Annotated in this window: 19 protein-coding genes; 14 read left to right on the top strand and 5 right to left on the bottom strand. The window is 71.1% G+C overall.

The features are described 5' to 3' along the window. Positions 1-79 precede the first annotated feature (79 nt). From C7M71_RS00625 to C7M71_RS00585, 9 genes are all read left to right on the top strand, one after another. A complete protein-coding gene (locus C7M71_RS00625; protein WP_111489562.1) occupies positions 80-1,219 on the top strand; it encodes an MBL fold metallo-hydrolase in 1,140 nt (379 codons plus the stop codon). 271 nt (positions 1,220-1,490) lie between these two features. Beyond that, entirely contained in the window at positions 1,491-2,018 is a 528-nt protein-coding gene (locus tag C7M71_RS00620; protein ID WP_162824088.1) for a MarR family winged helix-turn-helix transcriptional regulator, read from the top strand. Positions 2,019-2,046: 28 nt separating this feature from the next. Next, positions 2,047-3,348 carry an acyl-CoA dehydrogenase family protein gene (locus C7M71_RS00615; protein ID WP_111489564.1) on the top strand — a complete coding sequence of 434 codons (1,302 nt, stop codon included), beginning with the start codon at positions 2,047-2,049 and terminating at the stop codon, positions 3,346-3,348. Continuing rightward, complete coding sequence (locus C7M71_RS00610) at positions 3,345-4,094, top strand: SDR family NAD(P)-dependent oxidoreductase (RefSeq protein WP_111489565.1); 750 nt, start codon at positions 3,345-3,347, stop codon at positions 4,092-4,094. The genes C7M71_RS00615 and C7M71_RS00610 overlap by 4 nt, the downstream gene beginning before the upstream one ends. After that, positions 4,094-5,134, top strand: a complete 1,041-nt coding sequence (locus tag C7M71_RS00605; protein ID WP_111489566.1) for a phosphotransferase family protein — start codon at positions 4,094-4,096, stop codon at positions 5,132-5,134. The genes C7M71_RS00610 and C7M71_RS00605 overlap by 1 nt, the downstream gene beginning before the upstream one ends. A 155-nt stretch (positions 5,135-5,289) precedes the next feature. Continuing rightward, positions 5,290-6,741 (top strand): class I adenylate-forming enzyme family protein, encoded by a 1,452-nt coding sequence (locus C7M71_RS00600; protein WP_111489567.1) that lies wholly within the window; start codon positions 5,290-5,292, stop codon positions 6,739-6,741. Between the two features lie 116 nt (positions 6,742-6,857). Then, positions 6,858-7,430 carry a TetR/AcrR family transcriptional regulator gene (locus C7M71_RS00595; protein ID WP_111489568.1) on the top strand — a complete coding sequence of 191 codons (573 nt, stop codon included), beginning with the start codon at positions 6,858-6,860 and terminating at the stop codon, positions 7,428-7,430. Positions 7,431-7,571: 141 nt separating this feature from the next. Then, the gene (locus tag C7M71_RS00590; protein WP_111489569.1) at positions 7,572-8,750 is read left to right on the top strand and encodes an acyl-CoA dehydrogenase family protein; all 1,179 of its coding nucleotides are present in this window, start codon (positions 7,572-7,574) and stop codon (positions 8,748-8,750) included. Positions 8,751-8,763: 13 nt separating this feature from the next. Continuing rightward, positions 8,764-9,522, top strand: a complete 759-nt coding sequence (locus C7M71_RS00585) for an SDR family NAD(P)-dependent oxidoreductase (RefSeq protein WP_111489570.1) — start codon at positions 8,764-8,766, stop codon at positions 9,520-9,522. Between the two features lie 173 nt (positions 9,523-9,695). Here the strand turns inward: C7M71_RS00585 and C7M71_RS31220 are convergent, their stop codons facing one another. After that, a complete protein-coding gene (locus C7M71_RS31220) occupies positions 9,696-9,839 on the bottom strand; it encodes a hypothetical protein (protein ID WP_229758444.1) in 144 nt (47 codons plus the stop codon). On the opposite strand from C7M71_RS31220, the gene C7M71_RS00580 reads away from it, so the two are divergent. Then, the gene (locus tag C7M71_RS00580) at positions 9,829-11,352 is read left to right on the top strand and encodes a class I adenylate-forming enzyme family protein (protein WP_229758443.1); all 1,524 of its coding nucleotides are present in this window, start codon (positions 9,829-9,831) and stop codon (positions 11,350-11,352) included. The genes C7M71_RS31220 and C7M71_RS00580 overlap by 11 nt on opposite strands. 143 nt (positions 11,353-11,495) lie before the next feature. Then, positions 11,496-11,876, top strand: a complete 381-nt coding sequence (locus tag C7M71_RS31215) for a hypothetical protein (RefSeq protein ID WP_229758442.1) — start codon at positions 11,496-11,498, stop codon at positions 11,874-11,876. Positions 11,877-11,921: 45 nt separating this feature from the next. Here C7M71_RS31215 and C7M71_RS00570 read toward each other — a convergent pair whose 3' ends face one another. Both C7M71_RS00570 and C7M71_RS00565 read right to left on the bottom strand, forming a co-directional pair. After that, positions 11,922-12,671 (bottom strand): FadR/GntR family transcriptional regulator, encoded by a 750-nt coding sequence (locus tag C7M71_RS00570; protein ID WP_229758441.1) that lies wholly within the window; start codon positions 12,669-12,671, stop codon positions 11,922-11,924. Between the two features lie 992 nt (positions 12,672-13,663). Continuing rightward, complete coding sequence (locus C7M71_RS00565) at positions 13,664-14,740, bottom strand: enoyl-CoA hydratase/isomerase family protein (RefSeq protein ID WP_111490586.1); 1,077 nt, start codon at positions 14,738-14,740, stop codon at positions 13,664-13,666. 331 nt (positions 14,741-15,071) lie between these two features. Here C7M71_RS00565 and C7M71_RS00560 point away from each other — a divergent pair, with 331 nt between their 5' ends. Together C7M71_RS00560 and C7M71_RS00555 are read left to right on the top strand one after the other, a co-directional pair. Beyond that, entirely contained in the window at positions 15,072-16,439 is a 1,368-nt protein-coding gene (locus tag C7M71_RS00560) for a glycoside hydrolase family 1 protein (protein WP_229758440.1), read from the top strand. A gap of 215 nt (positions 16,440-16,654) precedes the next feature. Beyond that, on the top strand, positions 16,655-17,110 hold the full coding sequence (locus tag C7M71_RS00555; protein WP_111490588.1) for a MaoC family dehydratase: 456 nt from the start codon (positions 16,655-16,657) through the stop codon (positions 17,108-17,110). A 104-nt stretch (positions 17,111-17,214) separates the two neighbouring features. Here the strand turns inward: C7M71_RS00555 and C7M71_RS00550 are convergent, their stop codons facing one another. Then, a complete protein-coding gene (locus C7M71_RS00550) occupies positions 17,215-18,177 on the bottom strand; it encodes an electron transfer flavoprotein subunit alpha/FixB family protein (protein ID WP_111490589.1) in 963 nt (320 codons plus the stop codon). 55 nt (positions 18,178-18,232) lie between these two features. Beyond that, positions 18,233-19,030 carry an electron transfer flavoprotein subunit beta/FixA family protein gene (locus C7M71_RS00545; protein WP_111490590.1) on the bottom strand — a complete coding sequence of 266 codons (798 nt, stop codon included), beginning with the start codon at positions 19,028-19,030 and terminating at the stop codon, positions 18,233-18,235. Positions 19,031-19,244: 214 nt separating this feature from the next. On the opposite strand from C7M71_RS00545, the gene C7M71_RS00540 reads away from it, so the two are divergent. Further along, complete coding sequence (locus tag C7M71_RS00540) at positions 19,245-20,411, top strand: thiolase family protein (RefSeq protein ID WP_111490591.1); 1,167 nt, start codon at positions 19,245-19,247, stop codon at positions 20,409-20,411. The last annotated feature ends 133 nt before the right edge of the window (positions 20,412-20,544 follow it).

Raw genomic sequence — 20,544 nt, 5'->3', positions numbered from 1 at the left:
GACAGCCGGAGCCGGAGCGGGCCGCGCCGGCACCACAGGACACGCGCCGACAGCACAGGACAACGGAAGACGGTGGCACATGACGGTCGGGACGACAGGTCGTGGCGGTACGGGCATCAGCATCCTCGGTACCGCCCAACACGCCGCGTGGCAGGACCGCACCCTGCCCCCGGTGGAACGCCTCAGCGGCGGCGTGTGGTCCGTCCCGGTGCCGATCCCGGACAATCCGCTGCGGTACACCCTGTGTTACCTGATAGCAGGCGATCGCGGTCTGGTCGTGGTGGATCCGGGCTGGGGCACCGACGAGGGCTGGGAGGCGCTGCTCGCGGGCCTGGGGGCGGCGGGCGCGGCAGTCTCCGACGTCACCGGCATCGTCGCCACGCACGTCCATCCCGACCACCACGGCCTCTCCGGCCGGCTGCGGGAGCACTCCGGCGCCTGGATCGCCATGCACCCGGCCGAGCGTGACACCCTCCCGCAGCGCACCGCACTGACCCATCCCGGCGCGCGCAGGGAGTTCCTCAGGCGCGGCCTGCGGCGCTGGGGCGCGCCCGAGGAGCACATCAAGGACCTGCTGCGCCCCTTCGGCGAGCGCTCAGCGGATCGTTTCGTGTTCACCATGGCGGAACCCGACGTGCTGCTGGAGGACGGCGATACCGTGCCGCTGCCCGGCCGGCGGCTGCGCGCGGTGTGGACCCCCGGGCACACCCCCGGGCACCTGTGCCTCCAGGAACCCGACGCCGGACTGCTCCTGACCGGCGATCACGTGCTGCCTCGTATCACGCCCAACATCGGCCTGAACCGTGTGAACGGCGACGCCCCGCTGACTCGGTTCCTGGAGTCGCTGGAGCGCACCGCGGCCTTCGACGACCACGACGCGCTGCCCGCCCACGAGTACCGCTTCCGAGGACTGGCCGCCCGGACCCGGCAGTTGCGCGACCACCATGAGCAGCGCTGCCGCGAACTGGTCACCGTCATCGCCGGGCTGGGCTCGCCCACCGTGTGGCAGGTCGCCGAGCAGCTGAGCTGGTCCAGGCCCTGGGCGGAGGTCGGGCAGATGCGCATCGGCGCCCTCTCGGAGACCGAGGCGCACATCCGCCACCTCGCCGACCGCGGCGAGCTGGACTTCCCCGACAGTCATCCCGCCGACCTGCCCGGCACGTCTTCCGACGACGTTCCGGAGGTTCGCGTACGACTGGCCTCGCACGCCGTTCACTGAACCTGGAACAGCCCCGCCATCAACCGCACTCCCATGGCCGCTCTCGACACCCCCGACCCCCACCCCCGGGGGCCTGGCGGCCGTGGGCCAGGCCCCCGGGCGCACCGAGGGCCCGTGCCACCAGGGCGTTCCGCTGTCGAACCCGCCCAGGGAGAACGCCTCATCGGCGGCGCGGACACGCAGAGTGTCCCGAGTGTCCCGGTCCGGCCCGTGCGTGCGCCCGGGTGAGGACCTGGCGAGGAGGCGGACCGGGGCAGGTCGTCGCGGTCCAGTGATTGACAACAAGGTGTCATTGTGGAAATCTCGCGTCATGTCTGCTGGTGATCTGCATCCCCTGTCCGTGCTCATCGACGAGATTCTGCGTACCCGCGGCCGGCTGGTCACCGCCACCCCGGCGCTGGGTGCGGAAGAAGGTCTCACCGGATCCCAGAGTCTTGTCCTCGCGGCCGTCATCCGTGCCGTACAGCCCCCGACGGTCCCTCAGATCGGACGTAGCCTCGGGCACACCCGGCAGGCCGTGCAGCGGACCGCCGACGCACTGGCGCAGCGGGGGCTGATCGAGTTCGTCGACAATCCCGATCACAAGCGGGCCCGCCGACTGGTGCCCACCGAGCGCGGACGTGCCGTGGACGAGGACGTCCAGGACCGCAGTCGCGTGTGGGCGGACCGGGTCACCGAGGGGATGGACCCGGGCGACCTCGTTGCCGCCACGGAGACACTCCGCACCCTGCGGACCCGGCTCGAAGCAGAGGGCGCCGGCCGTACCCCGGACCGCGGCGCGGGCCCCGAACCGCGGTGAACACCACCGCCGACACTGGAGGTCAGCCATGTGGGACTTCTCCACCGACCCCGAGTTCCAGCAGAAGCTGGACTGGATGAACCGCTTTGTGCGCGAGGAGGTGGAGCCGCTCGACCTCCTCTTCCCCTCCGGCGGCGACCCGTACGACACCGGCAACGAGGCGGCTCGCGCCATCCTGCGGCCGCTGCAGCAGCAGGTGCGTGAGCAGGGCCTGTGGGCCTGCCACCTCGGCCCCGAGCTCGGCGGCCAGGGCTACGGCCAGCTCAAGCTCGCCCTGATGAACGAGATCCTCGGCCGCTCCTCCTGGGCGCCCACCGTCTTCGGCACCGCCGCCCCCGACACCGGCAACGCCGAGATCCTGGCGATGTTCGGGACCGAGGAGCAGCGGAAGCGCTATCTGCGACCACTGCTCGACGGGGACATCGTCTCCACCTTCTCCATGACCGAACCGCAGGCCGGCGCGGACCCCAAGGAGTTCACCTGCCGCGCCTGGCAGGAGGGGGACACATGGGTGATCGACGGCGAGAAGTGGTTCTCCTCCAACGCCCGCTACGCGGCGTTCCTCATCGTCATGGCCGTGACCGACTCCGAAGCCAGGCCGCACGAGCGGATGTCGATGTTCATCGTGCCCGCGCAGACGCCCGGCGTCACGATCAAGCGCAATGTCGCCACCATGGCCGAGCGCGACGAACTGGACGAGGGCATCCATGGCTACATCCGCTACGACCATGTGCGCCTTCCCGCCGACGCCATGCTCGGTGGCCCCGGCGAGGGCTTCAAGGTGGCCCAGGCCCGCCTCGGCGGCGGCCGGGTCCATCACGCCATGCGCATCGTCGGCCAGTGCGCCCGTGCCATGGAGATGATGCTGGAGCGCGCGGTGTCCCGCCGTACGCAGGGGGAGCGGCTGGCCGACAAGCAGGCCGTCCAAGCCATGATCGCCGACTCCTGGATCGAGCTCCAGCAGTACCGCCTGCTGGTGCTCCACACCGCCTGGGTCATCGACACCCAGCCGCACGGGGCGGCTCGCACCCAGATCGCCATGTGCAAGGTGGCGATGGCGAAGGTCCACCACGACATCGTCCGGCGTGCGCTGCACCTGCACGGCTCACTCGGCACCACCCATGAGATGCCCTTGGCGGAGATGTGGATGAGCGTGCCCTCTCTCGCCCTGGCCGATGGGCCGACCGAGGTGCACAGGACCACGGTGGCCAAGCAACTGCTGCGTGGTGTCGAGCCCGCTCCGGGCCTCTTCCCGAGCGAGCACATTCCGCCGAAGCGTGAGGCGGCCCGCCGCCGTTACGCCGACGTCCTGAAGGAGTACGGCCTGTGAAGACCACTGAACTCTTCGACCTCACCGGCAAGGTGGCCCTGGTGACCGGGGGCAGCCGTGGCCTCGGCCGGGAGATGGTGCTCGCCTTCGCGCGGGCCGGCGCGGACGTCGTCGTCGCCAGCCGCAAGGTGGACACCTGCCGGACAGTGGCGGCCGAGGTCGAGGCCCTGGGCCGCCAGGCGCTCGCCCATGCCTGCCATGTCGGGCGGTGGAGCGACATAGACGACCTGGTGGACACCGCGTACCAGCGCTTCGGCACGATCGACATCTTGGTCAACAATGCCGGGATGTCGCCACTGGCACCGTCCTCGGAGGAGACGTCCGAGGAGCTGTTCGACAAGGTCGTCGGCGTCAACTTCAAAGGCCCCTTCCGGCTCGGCGCCCTGGTCGGCCGGCGCATGGCCGACGGCGAGGGCGGATCCATCATCAACGTCTCGTCGTCGGGCGCGCTGATGCCGCAACCGAAGTTCGGTCCCTACGCCGGCGCCAAGGCCGCTCTCAACGTGCTGACCCAGGTGCTGGCCCTGGAGTACGCGCCCAAGGTCAGGGTCAACACGCTGTCGGCCGGGCCGTTCCTGACGGACATCTCACAGGCGTGGCCCGAGGAGGTCCGGACCAGCACCCGCAGTGCGATCGGCCACCCGGGGCGGCCGGAGGAGATCGTCACCAGCGCGCTGTACCTGGCGAGCCCGGCCTCCAGCTACACCACCGGTGCGCTGCTGCGGGTGGACGGAGGACTCTACTGATGGCGACGACGGACAGCACCGGAGACACCTCCGCACTCGCGGAGACCCTGCGAGGCCGGGCGACCGGAGCGGCGCAGGCCTGGCACCCCGGAGCCGAGGTGACCCGTGTCGAGCCCCTGACGGGCGGTTCCTCCAGCCTCACCTTCACCGCCGAGCTGCGCGGAGTACCGGAGGAGCAGCGCAAGGTGGTGCTCAAGGTCGCCCCTCCGGGACTGGCACCGGTACGCAACCGGGATGTGCTGCGCCAGGCCCGGCTCATGCGGGCGTTGCACGATCAGCCCGGTGTTCCCGTGCCCCCCGTGTTCTTCGAGGACGCGGGCGACCCGCCGGACGTACCGCCTTTTCTCGCGATGGGCTTCGTCCCCGGCGACTGCGTCGAGCCCATGCTGATCGAGGAGCGTGACCCGGCGGCGTTTCCGGCGATCCGGTCCCGTGCGCTGGACGCGGCCGCCGTGCTCGCCGCTCTGCACCGGGTGGACCCGGCGCGGGCCGGCCTGGGGGACGAGCCGGTCGTGGGACTGAAGGACGAGATCGACCGGTGGACCCGGGCGTTCACCACCGTCCCCGCCGACCTCCAGGGCGACTACGAGGAATGCGCACGAGCCCTGCTCGCCACGATGCCGTCGGCGATGGCGCCTACGGTCAACCACGGCGACTACCGGCTCGGCAACACCCTGTGCCGGGACGGCCGCGTGACGTCGGTCATCGACTGGGAGATCTGGTCGGTCGGTGATCCGCGCATCGATGTCACGTGGCTGACCTTCTTCACCGACGAGGCCCACCACCCCGGCGCACCCGGCAACGGGCCGTCCGGGATGCCCACCGCCCGGGAACTGCTCGACGCCTACACGGACGCGGGCGGTCCGGACCTGCCCGACCTCGCTTGGTTCGACGCGCTGACCCGCTACAAGGAGGCGGGAGCGACCGCACTGCTCATCAAGCGTGGTCGCAAGTCGGGCCGGCTCGTCCCGGAGATGGCGCGGATGGCCCCAGCCCTTCCGGTGCTGCTGAACGAGGCCCGCGAGCTGATCGGGGCCTGACTCCGCGCACGGACCGGCCTCCGGCCGGCGTCAAGTAACCCTATAGTTATTCAACTTATATAACTGAAGAGGGCCACGAAGTGCGCTTCGGCGAGAGGATGCGTACGAGGTGGTCAAAGCCGCACCGCGCGCCGATACGTCAGAAGGAGTGGCCCATGCGCACGTGGTCCAGTGAGATGGTCGCCGTGCTCCGGGGTTCCGGCCGGCTCGCGGTGATCGACGGTGACCGTGCGATCGACGGCGCACGGTTGCTGGCCGCCGCCGCAGGAGCGGTGTCCTGGATCGAGTCCCTCGGACTGCCACCGGAAGCACCGCTGCCCGCGTTGGTGACCACCAACATCGACACGGTCGCGTTGCTGCTTGCCGGTGCGGCCACCGGCCACCCGCTCTCACCGCTCGGCCCGCGGCTCACCGCGGCCGAACTCGGCCACCCCGTGCGGGCACTCGGCAGCGATGTCCTGCTGTACGAACCGGCCTTTGCCGCGACGGCCGCCGAGATCGCCCGGACGGCCGGAATCCGGCCCGTGCCGATCACCCCCTGGCCGGAGGGCGGGGGCGTCGAACGCCTGGCGGTGACCGACCCGGAGTCGGTGTGCGTGAACCTGCACACCGCCGGCACCACCGGCCTGCCCAAGAGGGTGCCGATCACCCAGGGCGTGCTGTGGGAGCGCCGCCGACTGCTCGCCGGGCTGACCGGCCTCGGCCCGGGGGCCGTCTACGCCACCGGCTCACCGGTGCACCACATCGGCGGCCTGGGCACGCTGCTGGTCGCACTGTCGGTCGGCGCGACCGCTGTGGCCACCCGGTCGTTCAGCCTCGACTGGTGGCGGAGCCTGGGACCCGCCAACGTGACACACACGCTGCTGGTGCCGAGCATGATCGAGATGCTGCTCGCCGCCGAGGCCCTGCACGCCCTGCCCCTGCGCACGCTGATCTACGGAGCCTCCCCCATCCACCCGGACACGCTCCGCCGCGTCCTGGCCGTCCTGCCGGAGACACGCCTGCTGAACCTGTTCGGCCAGACGGAGGGCAGTCCGCTCACCTGCCTCACGCCGGAGGACCATCTGGAGGCGGCGCAGGGGCGGCCGGAGCTGCTCACCTCGGTGGGGCGTCCGGTGCCGGGTCTGCGACTGCGCATCGACAACCCGGACGCGGCGGGTGCGGGCGAGCTGCTGGCACAGGCCCCTCACCTGAGCCTGACCGGGTCCGACGGCTGGCTGCGCACCGGTGACATCGGCCACCGGACCAAAGACGGGTACGTCTACCTGGTGGGACGAACGCACGACCGTATCGTCCGCGGTGGCGAGAACATCTTCCCCCTTGAGGTGGAGCAGGTGCTCGAAAGCCACCACGCGGTTGCCGCCGCCGGAGTGGTCGGGGTCCCGGACCGGAGGCTGGGCCAGACGGTCGCAGCCTTCGTCGTTCCGGCCCGTGCGGACCGGCCGCCGGACGCGGGGGAGTTGCGCCGGTACGTGCGCGAGCGGCTGGCGGGCTTCAAGGTACCGGAGTACTGGTACGTGGAAGCGTCCTTGCCTCACTCGGGAGCCGGAAAGCTGCTCCGCCGGGAGCTCCAGGACCTGCACCGCGAGCGGACCACGGAGGTGTAGTCGGTCCGGCCTCGGCTTGCGTCGGCGGTGCGGCGGGGCCCCGGAGCAGGGGCCGGGGCGGCCGGGGGCGGGGAGAGGACGCCCGACGGGGCGCTGCGCGCGGATATGCTGGGATCATGCCGTCCGCCCGCCGCACCTCCCGCCAGAACGACCTGCTGGAGCGTCTGGTCGCTCTGCTGACGGCGGAGGGGTTCGCCTCGTTCACGCTCGACGGCCTGGCCGAGCGGCTGCACTGTTCGAAGACGACGCTGTACCAGCTCGCCGGAAGCAAGCAGGACCTGGTCGGGGAAGCGGTCAGGCACTACTTCCGCTCCGCCGCCGAGGCCGTCGAGAAGCGGGTGGCGGAGACCACGGCGCCGTCCGACCGCGTACAGGTCTATCTGAACACCGTGGCCGAGCAGCTCAGGCCGCTCTCCCGGCGGTTCCTGGACGACATGGCGCACTTCCGGCCCGCCCGCGAGGTGTACGAGGCCAATACGAGGCACGCGGCCGACCGGGTCCGGCAGCTGATCACCGAGGGTGTGGCAGCGGGAGCCTTCAGGAATGTGCACGCCGCATTCGTGGGCGAGGTCGCCGCGGCCACCATGCAGCAGATCCAGCGGGGCGAGGTGGCGGCGCGCACCGGTCTCAGCGACTCCGAGGCGTACGCCGAGCTGGCGTCGCTGATCGTCCACGCCGTCTCTTCCTGACCCGACGGCCCGGCCGGCCCCGGTCTCCTTTCCGTTCCTGCTGACCTGCCCAGAGCGGTGGATGGCTGTGACGACTCCTCAGGGTGTACGTTGAATGATACTGTCGTACTCCTATCAGTATCATTTTGTGGAGGAGCCCTGATGCCCGCCACTCGATTCCTGGCGACTGACGAAGCCGCCGCCCTCATCGAGCTCACCCGTACGCTCGCGGTGAAGGAACTCGCCCCCCAAGCGGCCGAGGCGGAGGCGGAGGCGAGGTTCCCTCGCGAGGCCTTCCGGACGCTCGGCCGTGCCGGACTGCTCGGGCTGCCCTATCCCGAGAAGTACGGCGGCGGTGGTCAGCCGTACGAGGTCTACCTCCAGGTGCTGGAGGAGATCGCGGCCGTGTGGTCCAGCGTCGCCGTCGGCGTGTCGGTGCACGCGCTCTCCTGCTTCGGCCTCGCCGCCTTCGGCACCGAGGAGCAGCGGAAGGAGTGGCTCCCGGACATGCTCGGCGGCGAACTCCTCGGCGCGTACTGCCTGTCCGAGCCGCACGCCGGATCGGATCCCGCGGCCATGCGCACCCGGGCCGTCAGGGACGGCGACCACTACGTGCTCAATGGCACCAAGGCATGGACCACACACGGCGGCCACGCGGACTTCTACACGGTCATGGCGCGCACCTCGGAAGACCGCTCCCGGGGCATCTCCTGCTTCCTGGTCCCCGCGGACACTCCCGGCCTGATCGCCGACGTGCCCGAGCGGAAGATGGGACTGACCGGTTCGGCCACCGCCACCGTGCGCTTCGAGGACGTGCGGGTCCCCGTCCATCGCCGCATCGGCGAGGAGGGCCAGGGGCTGCGGATCGCGCTCACCGCTCTGGACTCCGGCCGGCTCGGCATCGCGGCCGTCGCCGTCGGCCTGTCCCAGGGCGCCTTCGATCACGCGGTGCGCTACGCCCAGGAGCGGGAGACCTTCGGCAAGCCGATCATCGAGCACCAGGGGCTGGCGTTCGTACTGGCCGACATGGGCGCCGCGATCGAGTCCGCCCGCGCCACCACCCTGTCCGCCGCCCGGCTCAAGGACTGCGGCCAGCCCTTCACCCGGGAGGCGTCGATCGCCAAGCTCGTCGCCACGGACAACGCCATGAAGGTCACCACGGATGCCGTGCAGGTGCTCGGCGGGTACGGATACACCCGTGACTTCCCCGTCGAGCGGTACATGCGCGAAGCCAAGGTCATGCAGATCTTCGAGGGGACCAACCAGATTCAGCGCATGGTCATCAGCCGCGCGCTGAACGAGCCCGCGAAGGGCACCGTCACCGTGCTGAAAACCCACTGAAACAGGAGAACTGATGCTGCTCGACAATACTGCCGCCCTGGTCACCGGAGGTGCCTCCGGCCTCGGCGCGGCGACCGCGCAGGCCCTGGCCGCCCGGGGCGCGGCCGTCTTCGCCCTCGACCTCCCGGCCGGCCTCGACAAGGCCCCGGACGTCGAAGGCGTCACCTACGTCGGTGCGGATGTCACCGACGCCGAGCAGGTCCGTGCCGCAGTCGCGACCGCTGCGGGCAGCGGCGCACCGCTGCGCACGGTGGTCAACTGCGCCGGCATCGGCCCGTCCATGCGGATCCTCGGCAAGAAGGGCGTGCACGACCTCGACCTGTACGCCAAGGTCGTCCAGATCAACCTGATCGGCTCCTTCAACGTCCTGGCGCTCGCCTCGGAGGCCATCGCCGAGACCGAGCCGGATGCCAACGGGCAGCGCGGCGTCATCGTCAACACCGCGTCGGTCGCCGCGTTCGAGGGGCAGATCGGCCAGGCCGCGTACTCCTCCTCCAAGGGGGGCATCGTCGGCCTGACCCTGCCGGCCGCCCGGGACCTGGCCCAGTACGGCATCCGCGTGTGCGCCATCGCCCCCGGAATCGTGGAGACCCCGATGCTGGCGACCGTCTCCGAGGAGTTCCGCGCCTCACTCGGCGCAGGTGTGCCGTTCCCGCGGCGTCTGGCGCGACCGGAGGAGTACGCGCAACTGGCCCTCTCGATCATTGACCACGACTACCTCAACGGCGAGGTCATCCGGATGGACGGCGGCCTGCGCATGGCTCCGCGCTGACGCACCGCTCCCGGCGGGGCGGCGGACGGCTGCCCCGGGAACGCTTCAGGTCAACCTAAAGAATAATTAAACTGATTACACTTCCCTGAGGCCTAGTGCAGAAACAGATACTTCTGGCAGAGTCGGACCAACCACCTCTCCGGACCTGACTGAGCCAGGCCAAGTGTTTGGAGTTACATGATGATGCGCGAGTCGATGGAGGCCACCCCCGCCATCGCGGCGGCGGCCCAGCGATGGCCGTGGTTGTTGACGGCACCGACGTTCGACGGGCTCGTCCGGCGCAGGGCGAGCGTCACGCCGGACGCCATGATGCTCATCGACGCCGAGGGGGTCTCGCTGACCTGGGCCGACTTCGACCGCCGGACCTCCGGGGTGGCCCGAGCCCTGGCGGCCCGGGGCATCGGGCCCGGCACGCGCGTGGCATGGCAGCTGCCCACCCGGATCAGTACGGCGTTGGTGATGGCGGCCCTGCGGCGTCTCGGTGCGGTCCAAGCACCGGTGATCCCGTTGTACCGGGAGCGTGAGCTCACTGCCGCGCTCGCGACCTCGGAGGCCGAGTGCCTCCTCGTTCCGGGCATCTGGCGGGGTGTCGACTACGTGGCCCTCGCCGGCACCGTCGCGAAGACCCTGTCCGCCGCCGGACGAACCCCGCCTCGGGTGCTGGACATCGGGCACCACGCTCCCGAACTCGACGACGCGACCGCCTCGGGAGACGCGACGGCCACGGGCCCCGACACGGCGGCGTTCCCCGTCCCGGACCCGGACGAGGTCGCGTGGATCCACTTCACTTCGGGGGCCACCGGCGCCCCGAAGGGCGCCCGGCACACCGACACCTCACTGCTTGTCCCGGGCCTCTCGTTCGCCGGGTTCGGTGAACTGGGCAAGGAGGCCGGCGAGTTCGGCGCCATGGGGTTTCCGATCGCACACGTCGGCGGTGTCCAGTACCTGACCGCGGCGCTGGCCGGCGGGTATCCCGTCCTGCTGCTGGAGGCGTTCAATCCCAGCGAGGCGGTGGGTCTGTTCCGCAGACACGGCGTGACCACGACCGGCGGTGCGCCGCCGTTCTACACGGCGCTCGTCGAACTGGCCCGCAGCGCCCCGGAGACACGGCTGATCCCGACGCTGCGTACCTTGAAGGGCGGCGGGGCGCCCTGTCCTCCCCACCTGGTGGGGGAGGTCGCGGACACGCTTGGTGCGGTGCTCGCGCACGACTACGGCATGACCGAGGTGCCGATGATCGCGGTGGCGTCCCCGTCGGATGCCCCCGAAATCCTCGCCGCCACTGACGGGCGGCCGTTGCCGGGCAACCACCTGCGGCTGGTCGATGCGGACGGTGCGGAGTGCGCGGCCGGAACCGCGGGTGAGGTGCAGATCAAGGGTCCCGGGGTGTGCCACGGCTACACCGATCCGGAGGCGACGGCGGCGGCGTTCACCCAGGACGGCTGGTTCCGCACCGGGGACCTCGGCCTCCTGCGCGACACCGGGCACCTGGAGGTCGTGGGCCGGCTCAAGGACCTCATCATCCGCAAGGGCGAGAACATCGCCCCGCAGGAGATCGAGGCCCTGCTGGCGAACCATCCCGACCTGGCCGAGGCCGCCGTCATCGGCCTGCCCGACGCCGACCGCGGCGAACGGGTCTGCGCGGTCGTGGTGATGAGGCCCGGACGCACGGCACCCGCCGTCGCGGATCTCGGGGCGTGGCTGACGGAGGCCGGCCTGATGCGGCAGAAGCTCCCGGAGCAGGTCGAGGTCGTGGACGTGCTGCCGCGCACCGGGTTGATGAAGGTCGCCAAGTCGCAGTTGCTGACGCGGTTCGCCCCGGTCGGCTGAGCCGCGTCCGGTGGTGCCGTCGCGCTGCCCGTGATGCCCGCACCGCGCGCCGATGCTGCTTCCCTTCCCTGCGCTGTCGTCACCCTGCCGCACCGAGGGTGATGACAGCGCAGGGCCGGCCTTGCCGAGGTTCCTGTCGATGGGTGGGATGGGGGAGGGGATGGGAGGGAGCCGCCGGTGACCGGAGGGCCGAGGGCACCGGGCGCGCCTCGGCCGTCGCACCCGGCACCTGGGTCCGTGGTGTCGGCTACCACGAGTCAGTCGCCGGGCCGCTGGACCGCGACCGGCTCGACGCCCTGGTGGCCCATCGGCCGGTGCGGGTGCAGCACCGCAGCGGAGCGCTGTGGATCCTCAACAGTGCCGGTGCCGCTCTGCTGGGGCTGGACGACCCGGACCGCGTCGCCGTGGCGCGGTGGCGTACGACGCGACGCCGAGGCGTAGGCGCCGACGCCGACCGGAAGCCACCGTGGCCGGTGTGCTCCACCGCACCGGCGGGCGCCGACCTCGGCCCCGGCGTCCGGTGAACGACGGGCGGCAGGTCGTGGCTGAGCGCCGGTACGGCGGAAGGGTCAGTTGAGGAGGTCCAGCAGCGTCTTGGACCCCGCCGCGTTGACCGCGTCGTCCGCGGCGGTGATGTGGCGTGCCCAGAGCTTCTCGGCTTCGTCGGCCTTGCCCGCCGCGATGAGATCCACGAGCTTGACGTGGGTGCGGTGCGCCTTGCGGCTCTGGCTCTTGTGGACCTCGGAATCGAGGGCGTCGGCCAGGTGAGCGGCATTGGCACGGTCAACGATGTAGCGCAGCATGCTGCTCAGCAGGTTGAGCGTCTGGTTCCCGGCGAGTTCGACGAGCAGGGCGTGAAAGGCGTCCTGGGCGGCGACCAGTGCCATGGGGTCGTCCAGCACGGCCTTCTCGGCCTCGACCGCGGCACGGAGCCGGTTGAGGGCGGTGGCCGTGTGCTTGTTGGCCAGGGACCGGGCGCACGGCGGCTCCAGGACGGCGCTGGCGCGGTAGACGTCCGCCAGGGTGGCCTCGCGGTATTCCAGGATCAATCCGGCGTACCTGGCGGCGACCTCGGCATCGGGCGCGGTCACCCGTGCGCCGCCGTGCGCTCCACGCCTGACGTTGATCAGGCCCTCGGACTCCAGGACCCGGTAGGCCTCCCGCAGTGTCGGCCGGGAGACGCCGAACTGCTCCATCAGGGAGGATTCGGACGGCAGCGCGTCTCCAGGCTCCAGCTCCCGGTGGACGATCTGGCGACGCAGGGCAGCGGCGATGAGCTCAGCGGTCTTGGGCACGCGGACCTGGCGGCCTACGCGCATGCGCTCCGCCTGTGGCATGAGCATTCCGGTGCTGACGTCCCGGGCTGCCTGAGCCATCGAAACTCTCCCTACGTCTGGTGCCCCCGGTCCGAGTGGATACCCGGGAGGCGCATAGCCCGATGCATCATGGTATTTGTGATCAGGCAGATCCAATACTTGAGGCAAATAGTTTAGCAGGTTCGACATGGACGCCTGTCTGACTGCCACTCAGTTCCGCGCCTGTGCCCGTCCCCTTTCGCCCGCTGCCGGGCAGCGTTGCCGACGGCGCCGGAGCGATCAGCGCGTTCCGTACCGGATCCCGTACTCCGCGAGCACCCGGTCGGTGTCGGCGCCCGACGTGGGGGCCGGCGTGGACGGGGTGCGGGCGGCGGGCGCGGCGGGCGGGGCGCCACGGGGCGGCGTACCGCCCGCGTCCAGGGCGGCGGCGGTGAGGCAGCAGCCGCAACGACCCCCCGACCGAGACCGGGCCCCGCCGGCGCATGCCCGTGAGGGCGGCCCGCTCGGCGAGGATCCCGGCACCGGGCAGCCCGGTGGCGGGCCGACCCGCGAGCCGCAGCAACAGCTCGTACGCCAGCAGGGCTCCCCGGGCTGCGGACGCCGGTGCGCCGGGGGCCCGCAGCGGCGGCCCGCCGGCCCTTCCCGTCAACTCCATCGCCCCGCACGCCGCCCAGTCGTCGTCGGGGTGGAACCGGGGGATCGGAACGGTGCCGGAGGTCTGCCCGGCCGGGCCGGACACCACCAGGGCGTCGGCCACCCCGGGCCCGGTGTCGTCGCCGTCAGGGAAATCCGGGCGCGCGCCCTCCGCGCGCCCTCCGCATGCCCTCACCTGCGGGGTCCCGGTGCCGCCGGACCCGGCCGCGCCCAGGGGACCGGCCGCACCCAGCGCGGTCAGCAGCCGTACGGCAGGTGCCGCGGCCGCGTCCACCGCCTCCGGGGCGCTCACCCGCAGGCCGGCGAGCGGAAGCGGCAGTCCCGGGGCCGGGGAGCCCTGCCTATGGGACACAGGGCTCGACCCGGTCCACCAGGCCCCACTCCAGCGCCCGCCGGGCTGTCACCCTGTCCCCGGTCAGCGTCATCCACGCGGTGCGCCAGGGACCGATCCGCCGGGTCACGCTGACCGTCCCGCCCGCGCCCGGCACCAGGCCGAGGCTCCGCTCCGGCAGCATGAACCATGCGCCGGGATCGGCCACCACGATGTCGGCGAACGCGGGAACCTCCATGCCCGCACCGACACAGGCGCCGTGCAGATACGGCCGTACCCGGTCCGCGCAGCGGTGGACCAGCCATCCCGCGCTGCGGGACAGCCGTACCACGTGGGCGGACGCGGGATCCACGGCGCTGCCGAACTCGTCCAGATCGCCGCCGCTGCAGAACGACGCCCCTTCACCTCGGAGTTCCGCGACTTTCAGGGAGGTGTCGGCGAGCACGAGTTCCAGAGCCCGGATGAGGCCGTCGCGCAGTCCGTGCCCCAGCGCGTTGCGCCGGTCGGGGCGGTTCAACGTCATCCGCAGCACATCGTCCGCACGCTCCAGCAGTACGACGTCGGACGGGACCGGCGGCACACGGCGGGCAGGGCGCGCGGCCCGCCACGCGGCGAACTCCGGCCCGCCCAGCAGCGCCGAGTACGCCAGTGACTCGGCCACCAACCCGTCGCGCACGGACGCCGTGGCGGTCAGACGCAGCAGTCCCGCCAGAGCGAGGGCGGCGCGCGGGGCGGCATCGACCGCGGCGATCAGCCGGTCGAGTTCGGCCTCGGGATCGTCCACGAGGACATGGGCGCGGCCCGGCTGCGGGACGGCGCTCACGGTCAGCGTCAGGGCCTCGCAGACGGGGGCGCAGGCGGGAGGGAGAGGATGCCGGGCGATGCCGATCAGGACGCGGGCGGAGTTCCGCAGCGCGGTCGCCACCTGCTCCGGGGCGGTCAGCGGACCGTCCAGATCCACGATCGTCAGCACGTCCGCGGCACGTGGGGTCTCGGTCGCGGCGGGCACCGTGACCACATCGGTGTCGAGGCCGGACGCGTACAGCTCGGCGATCTCCCGAGGGGAAAGCCGGATTACCTCAGACATGTCGGGAACCTTCCCCTGGCCATGCTCCGACGGCTGTTCGTCCAGCGGTTCGGGACTCGCGGATCTTGCCTCGTCGGGCGGTGCCCACACCCTAGATCGCGGACGGAGCCATGGCAATGGAGTGGTGATCGCGCGTGCTCGGCCGACCGTGTGGCGGGTCGGAGAGATGCAGGCACGCAACATTGTGGGGAATTCACGACGGTGTTAGCGTCCGGGACATCACCTGACCGGGCCATTGCGTCAGGTGTCCGGCATATCGTGACCTCGGATGGTGAGGATGAGCGGGTCCGAACGGCCCCACCGCCTGAGCCGTGCGCAGTGGGGAATCGCCGTGGCTGCGAGCATCGCGGCGCCGCCGACCGGCGGAGAGCGGATGGGTGCGGTGGTCGGCGGGGTCGAACCCTCCGCGTATGCCGACCGGTGGAGTCGTGATGTGCGTGCCGTCGTGGGCGTGGCGCCCACCGGTCGCCGGGCCGTCCTGGGGTGGCCCCATGTGCAGCCCGAGGGTCCGGGCACCTGGGACGCCGCCGCCCTGGACCGCTGCGACCGGTGGCTGGACGCGGTGCTCGCGGCGGGCCTGCGTCCGTCCCTGTCCCTGGTCCATCTGGATCTGCCGTCCTGGATCGAGGACGCGGGGGGATGGCTGGCCCGGGACACCGCGTTCCGTTTCGCTGATTTCGCGGACGAGATGGGGCGGCGGTTCGGCGACCGGGTGACCCGGTGGGTCACCGTGGCCGACATGGCCGCGGTGTCCGTGAGCGACTATGTGGCGGGGATGTGCCCTCCGGGCCGCGGGCTCGGTGCGGCGGGGCTGCCGGCCCTGCACCATATGCTGCTGGGGCACGGGCTGGCCCTGCGGGCACTGCGCGGTGCGGGAGTGCGCGGTGAGGTGGGCGGCGGGCTGCCGCTGATGGGTGGATACGCGGCCACCGGGGACCCGTGGGACCGGATAGCCCTGGAGCGCTTCGAGTCCTGGACCAACCGGCTGTTCCTCGATCCGCTGCTGCTCGGCAGGCACATGGTGCCGGAGGACGGGGTCTCGCCGGTGGACGCCACCGGCTGCGTGCGGCCCGGCGACATGGAGATCATCGCGACACCTCAGGACGTCCTCGGTCTGTCCTGGTTCGCGCCGTGTCGTGTCACGACTCCCGAGAACCTCCCCGTGGTCCTGCCCCCGCGCAGCAGCTTCTGGGCACTGAACGACGTGAACCGGCTGCTGGTCAGGCTCGGCTTCGCCCTGACCCCCTTCGACGAGGTGGCGACCACGGCGTACGGCTGGCCGATCATGCCCGAAGGGCTGGCGGACGTCCTGAGTGCCGTGCACGACATCTACGGCGACTTGCTGCCGCCGCTCCACATCACGGATGTGGGCATGGGAGACATGGACACTCCCGGTCCGCTCCCGGAGGTCGAGCGCAAGCGCCGCGCCCTGTTCGGTTCCCGGCTCTCGTGGCTGGCGGATGTCCTGGCGGACGGGATGGACATCCGCGGCTACGAGTACTGGTCGGTCACGGACAACCTGGAGTGGGTCGTGCGGTACGCCCGTCTGTACGGGGCCGCCGTGTGCGAGGGTGAGCCGGTGCCGCAGCCGCCCATTCCGATGGACTGGGTCCGCGGGGCGGCGTTCGCGGAGCCGGGCCCGGTGGGTGCCGTCGGCGCGTCCAGGATGGTGCTCTGTCCGCCCCCGCGTTCGCGGTGATGCGAGCCCGATGATCAGGGGAGTCCAGCGGTTGCGCACCCCCTGCGGGTCCGCTGCCCCGCGCGCCTGACGTATGCGGAGCCGGCCGCAGGGGATGCCGGCCGCGACGATCACCCCTGGTGCACATGTCGATGTGGCGGAGTTCGCGACGCCAGGCATAATTAGATATATAAATCTAATGTTTTAGATGTCCAGTCAAGCGAGGTGTAGCGTTCATGCGGGTGTTCAAGGGTGCCGACGAGCTCGTCGCGGCGAGTGGGAGCAACCTGGGGACAGGCGATTGGCTGCTGATCGAACAGGACCGGATCGACCGGTTCGCCGACGCCACCGGCGACCATCAGTGGATCCATGTCGATGTCGAACGCGCCAAGGACGGCCCGTTCGGCGCGACCATCGCACACGGCTACCTCACCCTGTCCCTCGTGCCCACTCTGGCGGCGCGGAACTACCGGGTCGAGGGGGCGCGGCTGGGCATCAACTACGGTCTCGACAAGGTACGGTTCATCACCCCGGTACGGGTCGGTTCGCGGGTCCGGGCCCGGAGCGAACTGCTGAAGGCGGAGGTCGCCGCGGACGGCTCCGTCCAGTCCGTGTGGCGGACGACGATCGAGATCGAAGGCGTCGAGCGGCCGGCCTGTGTCGCGGAGAGCATCACACGGCACCACTTCTGAGCCCGGCAGAGTCTCCCGACCCGACCGAGGGGAGGCATGCCGAGGCCCCGTGGCCCGCCCGAAGGGGGAGGGCCACGGGGCCTCGGCTGCGCGTGGGCGGGGGGTCAGCCCTTGCGGGTCCTGATCTCCTCGGTGAGCTGCGGGACGACGTCGAACAGGTCGCCGACCACGCCGTAGTCGACCAGGTCGAAGATCGGGGCCTCCGGGTCCTTGTTGACCGCCACGATCGTCTTCGAGGTCTGCATACCGGCGCGGTGCTGGATGGCGCCGGAGATGCCGTTGGCGATGTAGAGCTGCGGGGAGACGTGCTTGCCGGTCTGGCCGACCTGGTTGGTGTGCGGGTACCAGCCCGCGTCCACCGCGGCACGCGAGGCACCCACGGCCGCCCCGAGGGAGTCGGCCAGCGCCTCGACGACCGCGAAGTTCTCCGCGCCGCCCACACCACGGCCGCCGGAGACCACGATCGCGGCCTCCGTCAGCTCCGGACGCCCGCTCGACTCACGCGGCGTACGGCCGGTGATCTTCGTACCGGTCGCCTGAGCGGAGAACGACACGGACAGCGGCTCGACCGCACCCGCGGCCGGGGCCGGTTCCACGGCGGCCGAGTTCGGCTTGACCGTGATGACCGGAGTCCCCCGGGAGACACGGGACCTGGTGCTGTAGGCGGCGGCGAACACCGACTGGGTGGCCACCGGACCGGAGTCGCCGGCCTCCAGGTCGATGGCGTCCGTGATGATGCCGGAGCCGATGCGCAGCGCCAGCCGGGCGGCGATCTCCTTGCCCTCAGCGGAGGAGGGGACGAGAACGGCGGCCGGGGACACGGCCCCGTAGGCGGCCTGGAGGGCGTCCACCTTGGGCACGACCAGATACTCGGCGTACTCGGGGGCGTCATGGGTCAGCACCTTCACCGCGCCATGCTCGGCCAGCGCGGGCGCGGTGTCGGCGGCGCCGGTTCCAAGCGCGACGGCGACCGGCTCGCCGATGCGGCGGGCCAGGGTCAGCAGCTCCAGGGTGGGCTTGCGGACGGCGCCGCCCACGTGGTCGACGTAGACGAGGACTTCAGCCATGGGACTTCTACTCTCCTGCTTGCAAAGGGTGCGGGGGCGGTCGGCGGAGGCGGGCTCAGACGAACTTCTGGCTCGCGAGGAACCCGGCGAGCTGCCTGCCGCCCTCGCCCTCGTCCTTGACGATGGTGCCCGCAGTGCGGGCCGGACGCTCTGCGGCGGACTCGACGCTGGTGTAGGCGTTGGCCAGACCGACCTCGTCCGCGTCGATGCCCAGGTCCGACAGGTCCCAGGACTCGACCGGCTTCTTCTTGGCCGCCATGATGCCCTTGAAGGACGGATAGCGCGCCTCGCCCGAGCGGTCGGTCACCGACACGACCGCAGGCAGCGGCGCCTGAAGCTGCTCGGAGGCGGCGTCGCCGTCGCGGCGCCCCGTGACGGCCCCGTCCTCGACCGAGACCTCGGACAGCAGGGTGACCTGCGGGACGCCCAGGCGCTCGGCCAGCAGGGCGGGTACGACGCCCATGGTGCCGTCGGTGGAGGCCATACCGGAGATCACCAGGTCGTAGCCGGCCTTCTCGACCGCCTTGGCCAGGACCAGCGAGGTGCCGATCGCGTCCGTGCCGTGCAGCTCCTCGTCCTCGATGTGGACCGCCTTGTCGGCACCCATCGACAGGGCCTTGCGCAGCGCGTCCCTGGCGTCCTCCGGGCCCACCGTCAGCACGGTGACCTCGGCATCGACCCCATGGTCCCGACGGTCTTCGGCGATCCGCAGCGCCTGTTCGACCGCGTACTCGTCCAGCTCGGAGAGCAGACCGTCCACATCGTCCCGGTCCACGGTCAGGTCATCGGCGAAGTGCCGGTCGCCAGTGGCGTCGGGCACGTACTTCACGGTGACAACGATCCTCAAGCTCACGTCAACTCTCCTCTGGGTAGGAGCCTGATACAGAAGTTAATTTAGCTGACTTATAACCCTTACTCGCCCGACGAGTGGGTACAGGTCGGCGAGCTGTGATGTGCACCCGGCCCGGCGGCATGTCCGGCCCGTCGCCGTACCCGCACGCGGGTCTGGCTGTGGTAGATGACCTAGTGTTATTCTCTAACTGTATAGTCCCGAAGGAGGCCGTTCTATGTCCACTCGCGACGCTGTCATCGTCGACGCGGTACGAACCCCGGTCGGCAAGCGGAACGGATCCCTCGCGGACCGTCACGCCGCGGATCTGTCGGCGCATGTGCTCAAGGCGCTGGTCGAGCGCAAGGGGATCGACCCCGCCCTGATCGACGACGTCATCTGGGGCTGTGTCCAGCAGGTCGGGCAGCAGGCCAACAACGTGGGGCGCATGGGCGTGCTCGCGGCCGGCTGGCCCGAGTCGGTACCCGCGACCACCATCGACCGCCAGTGCGGTTCCTCGCAGCAGTCCGTGCACTTCGCCGCGGCGGGCCTGATCTCCGGGCAGTACGACGTGGCCGTCGCCGGCGGCGTGGAGCTGATGAGCGCGGTGCCCATCGGGTCCTCGGTGAAGGATCCGACGCTGGGCGAGTCCGGCGGTCCGCTGGTGGCAGAGCGCTACGGAGTCCGCTTCAACCAGGGCGTCGGCGCCGAGATGATGGTCGACAAGTGGGGCTTCAGCCGCACCGCACTGGACGAGTTCGCCGCCGTCTCGCACGCCAAGCTCGCGGACGCGACCGATGCGGGCCGCTTCGAGGGCCAGCTCGCCCCGGTCACCCTCGCCGACGGCACCGTCCTCGCCGCGGACGAGGGCCTCAGGCGCGGTACGAGCGTGGAGAAGCTGGCCGGGCTCAAGCCCGCCTTCACGGCGGACGGCTCCATTCACGCCGGGAACTCCTCCCAGGTCAGCGACGGCGCCGCGGCGCTGCTGATGATGACCTCGCAGAAGGCGGCCGAGCTAGGCCTGACCCCCATCGCGCGCATCCACACGGCCGTCCTCGCCGGCGACGACCCGGTGATGATGCTGGGCGCACCGATCCCCGCTACGGCCAAGGCGCTCAAGCGCTCTGGCCTGTCCATCGACGACATCGGCGTCTTCGAGGTCAACGAGGCCTTCGCGCCCGTTCCCATGGCGTGGCTCGTGGAGACCGGAGCCGACCCCGGGCGCCTCAACCCCAACGGCGGGGCCATCGCCATCGGCCACCCGCTGGGCTGCTCCGGTGCACGGCTGATGACCACGCTCGTCCACCACATGCGGGACAACGGCATCCGCTACGGCCTCCAGACGATGTGCGAGGGCGGCGGTCTGGCCAACGCGACCATCGTCGAACTGCTCGCGAAGGACTGACAGCCCGACCGGTCTCGTGGCGTGCGAGCCGATCGGCACCTACCGCTGCGCCCGTCCTGCGAGCAGCGCCAAGTCACCGCGACCAGCAGGGACGAAGGACTCCACCGAGCCCCCATCCGCACCGGGCCGGTGG

Source organism: Peterkaempfera bronchialis (assembly GCF_003258605.2).
GTDB lineage: Bacteria > Actinomycetota > Actinomycetes > Streptomycetales > Streptomycetaceae > Peterkaempfera > Peterkaempfera bronchialis.
This window is presented reverse-complemented; position numbering and strand designations above follow the sequence as displayed.

Bases quoted from the DNA above. Each gene is read 5' to 3' on its own strand.
- C7M71_RS00580 (WP_229758443.1), top strand. From the start codon at position 9,829: ATGATGCTCATCGACGCCGAGGGGGTCTCGCTGACCTGGGCCGACTTC.
- C7M71_RS00540 (WP_111490591.1), top strand. From the start codon at position 19,245: ATGTCCACTCGCGACGCTGTCATCGTCGACGCGGTACGAACCCCGGTC.
- C7M71_RS00605 (WP_111489566.1), top strand. From the start codon at position 4,094: ATGGCGACGACGGACAGCACCGGAGACACCTCCGCACTCGCGGAGACC.
- C7M71_RS31220 (WP_229758444.1), bottom strand. From the start codon at position 9,839: ATGAGCATCATGGCGTCCGGCGTGACGCTCGCCCTGCGCCGGACGAGC.
- C7M71_RS00550 (WP_111490589.1), bottom strand. From the start codon at position 18,177: ATGGCTGAAGTCCTCGTCTACGTCGACCACGTGGGCGGCGCCGTCCGC.
- C7M71_RS00600 (WP_111489567.1), top strand. From the start codon at position 5,290: ATGCGCACGTGGTCCAGTGAGATGGTCGCCGTGCTCCGGGGTTCCGGC.
- C7M71_RS00615 (WP_111489564.1), top strand. From the start codon at position 2,047: ATGTGGGACTTCTCCACCGACCCCGAGTTCCAGCAGAAGCTGGACTGG.
- C7M71_RS00570 (WP_229758441.1), bottom strand. From the start codon at position 12,671: ATGCGCGTAGGCCGCCAGGTCCGCGTGCCCAAGACCGCTGAGCTCATC.
- C7M71_RS00565 (WP_111490586.1), bottom strand. From the start codon at position 14,740: ATGTCTGAGGTAATCCGGCTTTCCCCTCGGGAGATCGCCGAGCTGTAC.
- C7M71_RS00555 (WP_111490588.1), top strand. From the start codon at position 16,655: ATGCGGGTGTTCAAGGGTGCCGACGAGCTCGTCGCGGCGAGTGGGAGC.
- C7M71_RS00590 (WP_111489569.1), top strand. From the start codon at position 7,572: ATGCCCGCCACTCGATTCCTGGCGACTGACGAAGCCGCCGCCCTCATC.
- C7M71_RS00595 (WP_111489568.1), top strand. From the start codon at position 6,858: ATGCCGTCCGCCCGCCGCACCTCCCGCCAGAACGACCTGCTGGAGCGT.
- C7M71_RS00625 (WP_111489562.1), top strand. From the start codon at position 80: ATGACGGTCGGGACGACAGGTCGTGGCGGTACGGGCATCAGCATCCTC.
- C7M71_RS00585 (WP_111489570.1), top strand. From the start codon at position 8,764: ATGCTGCTCGACAATACTGCCGCCCTGGTCACCGGAGGTGCCTCCGGC.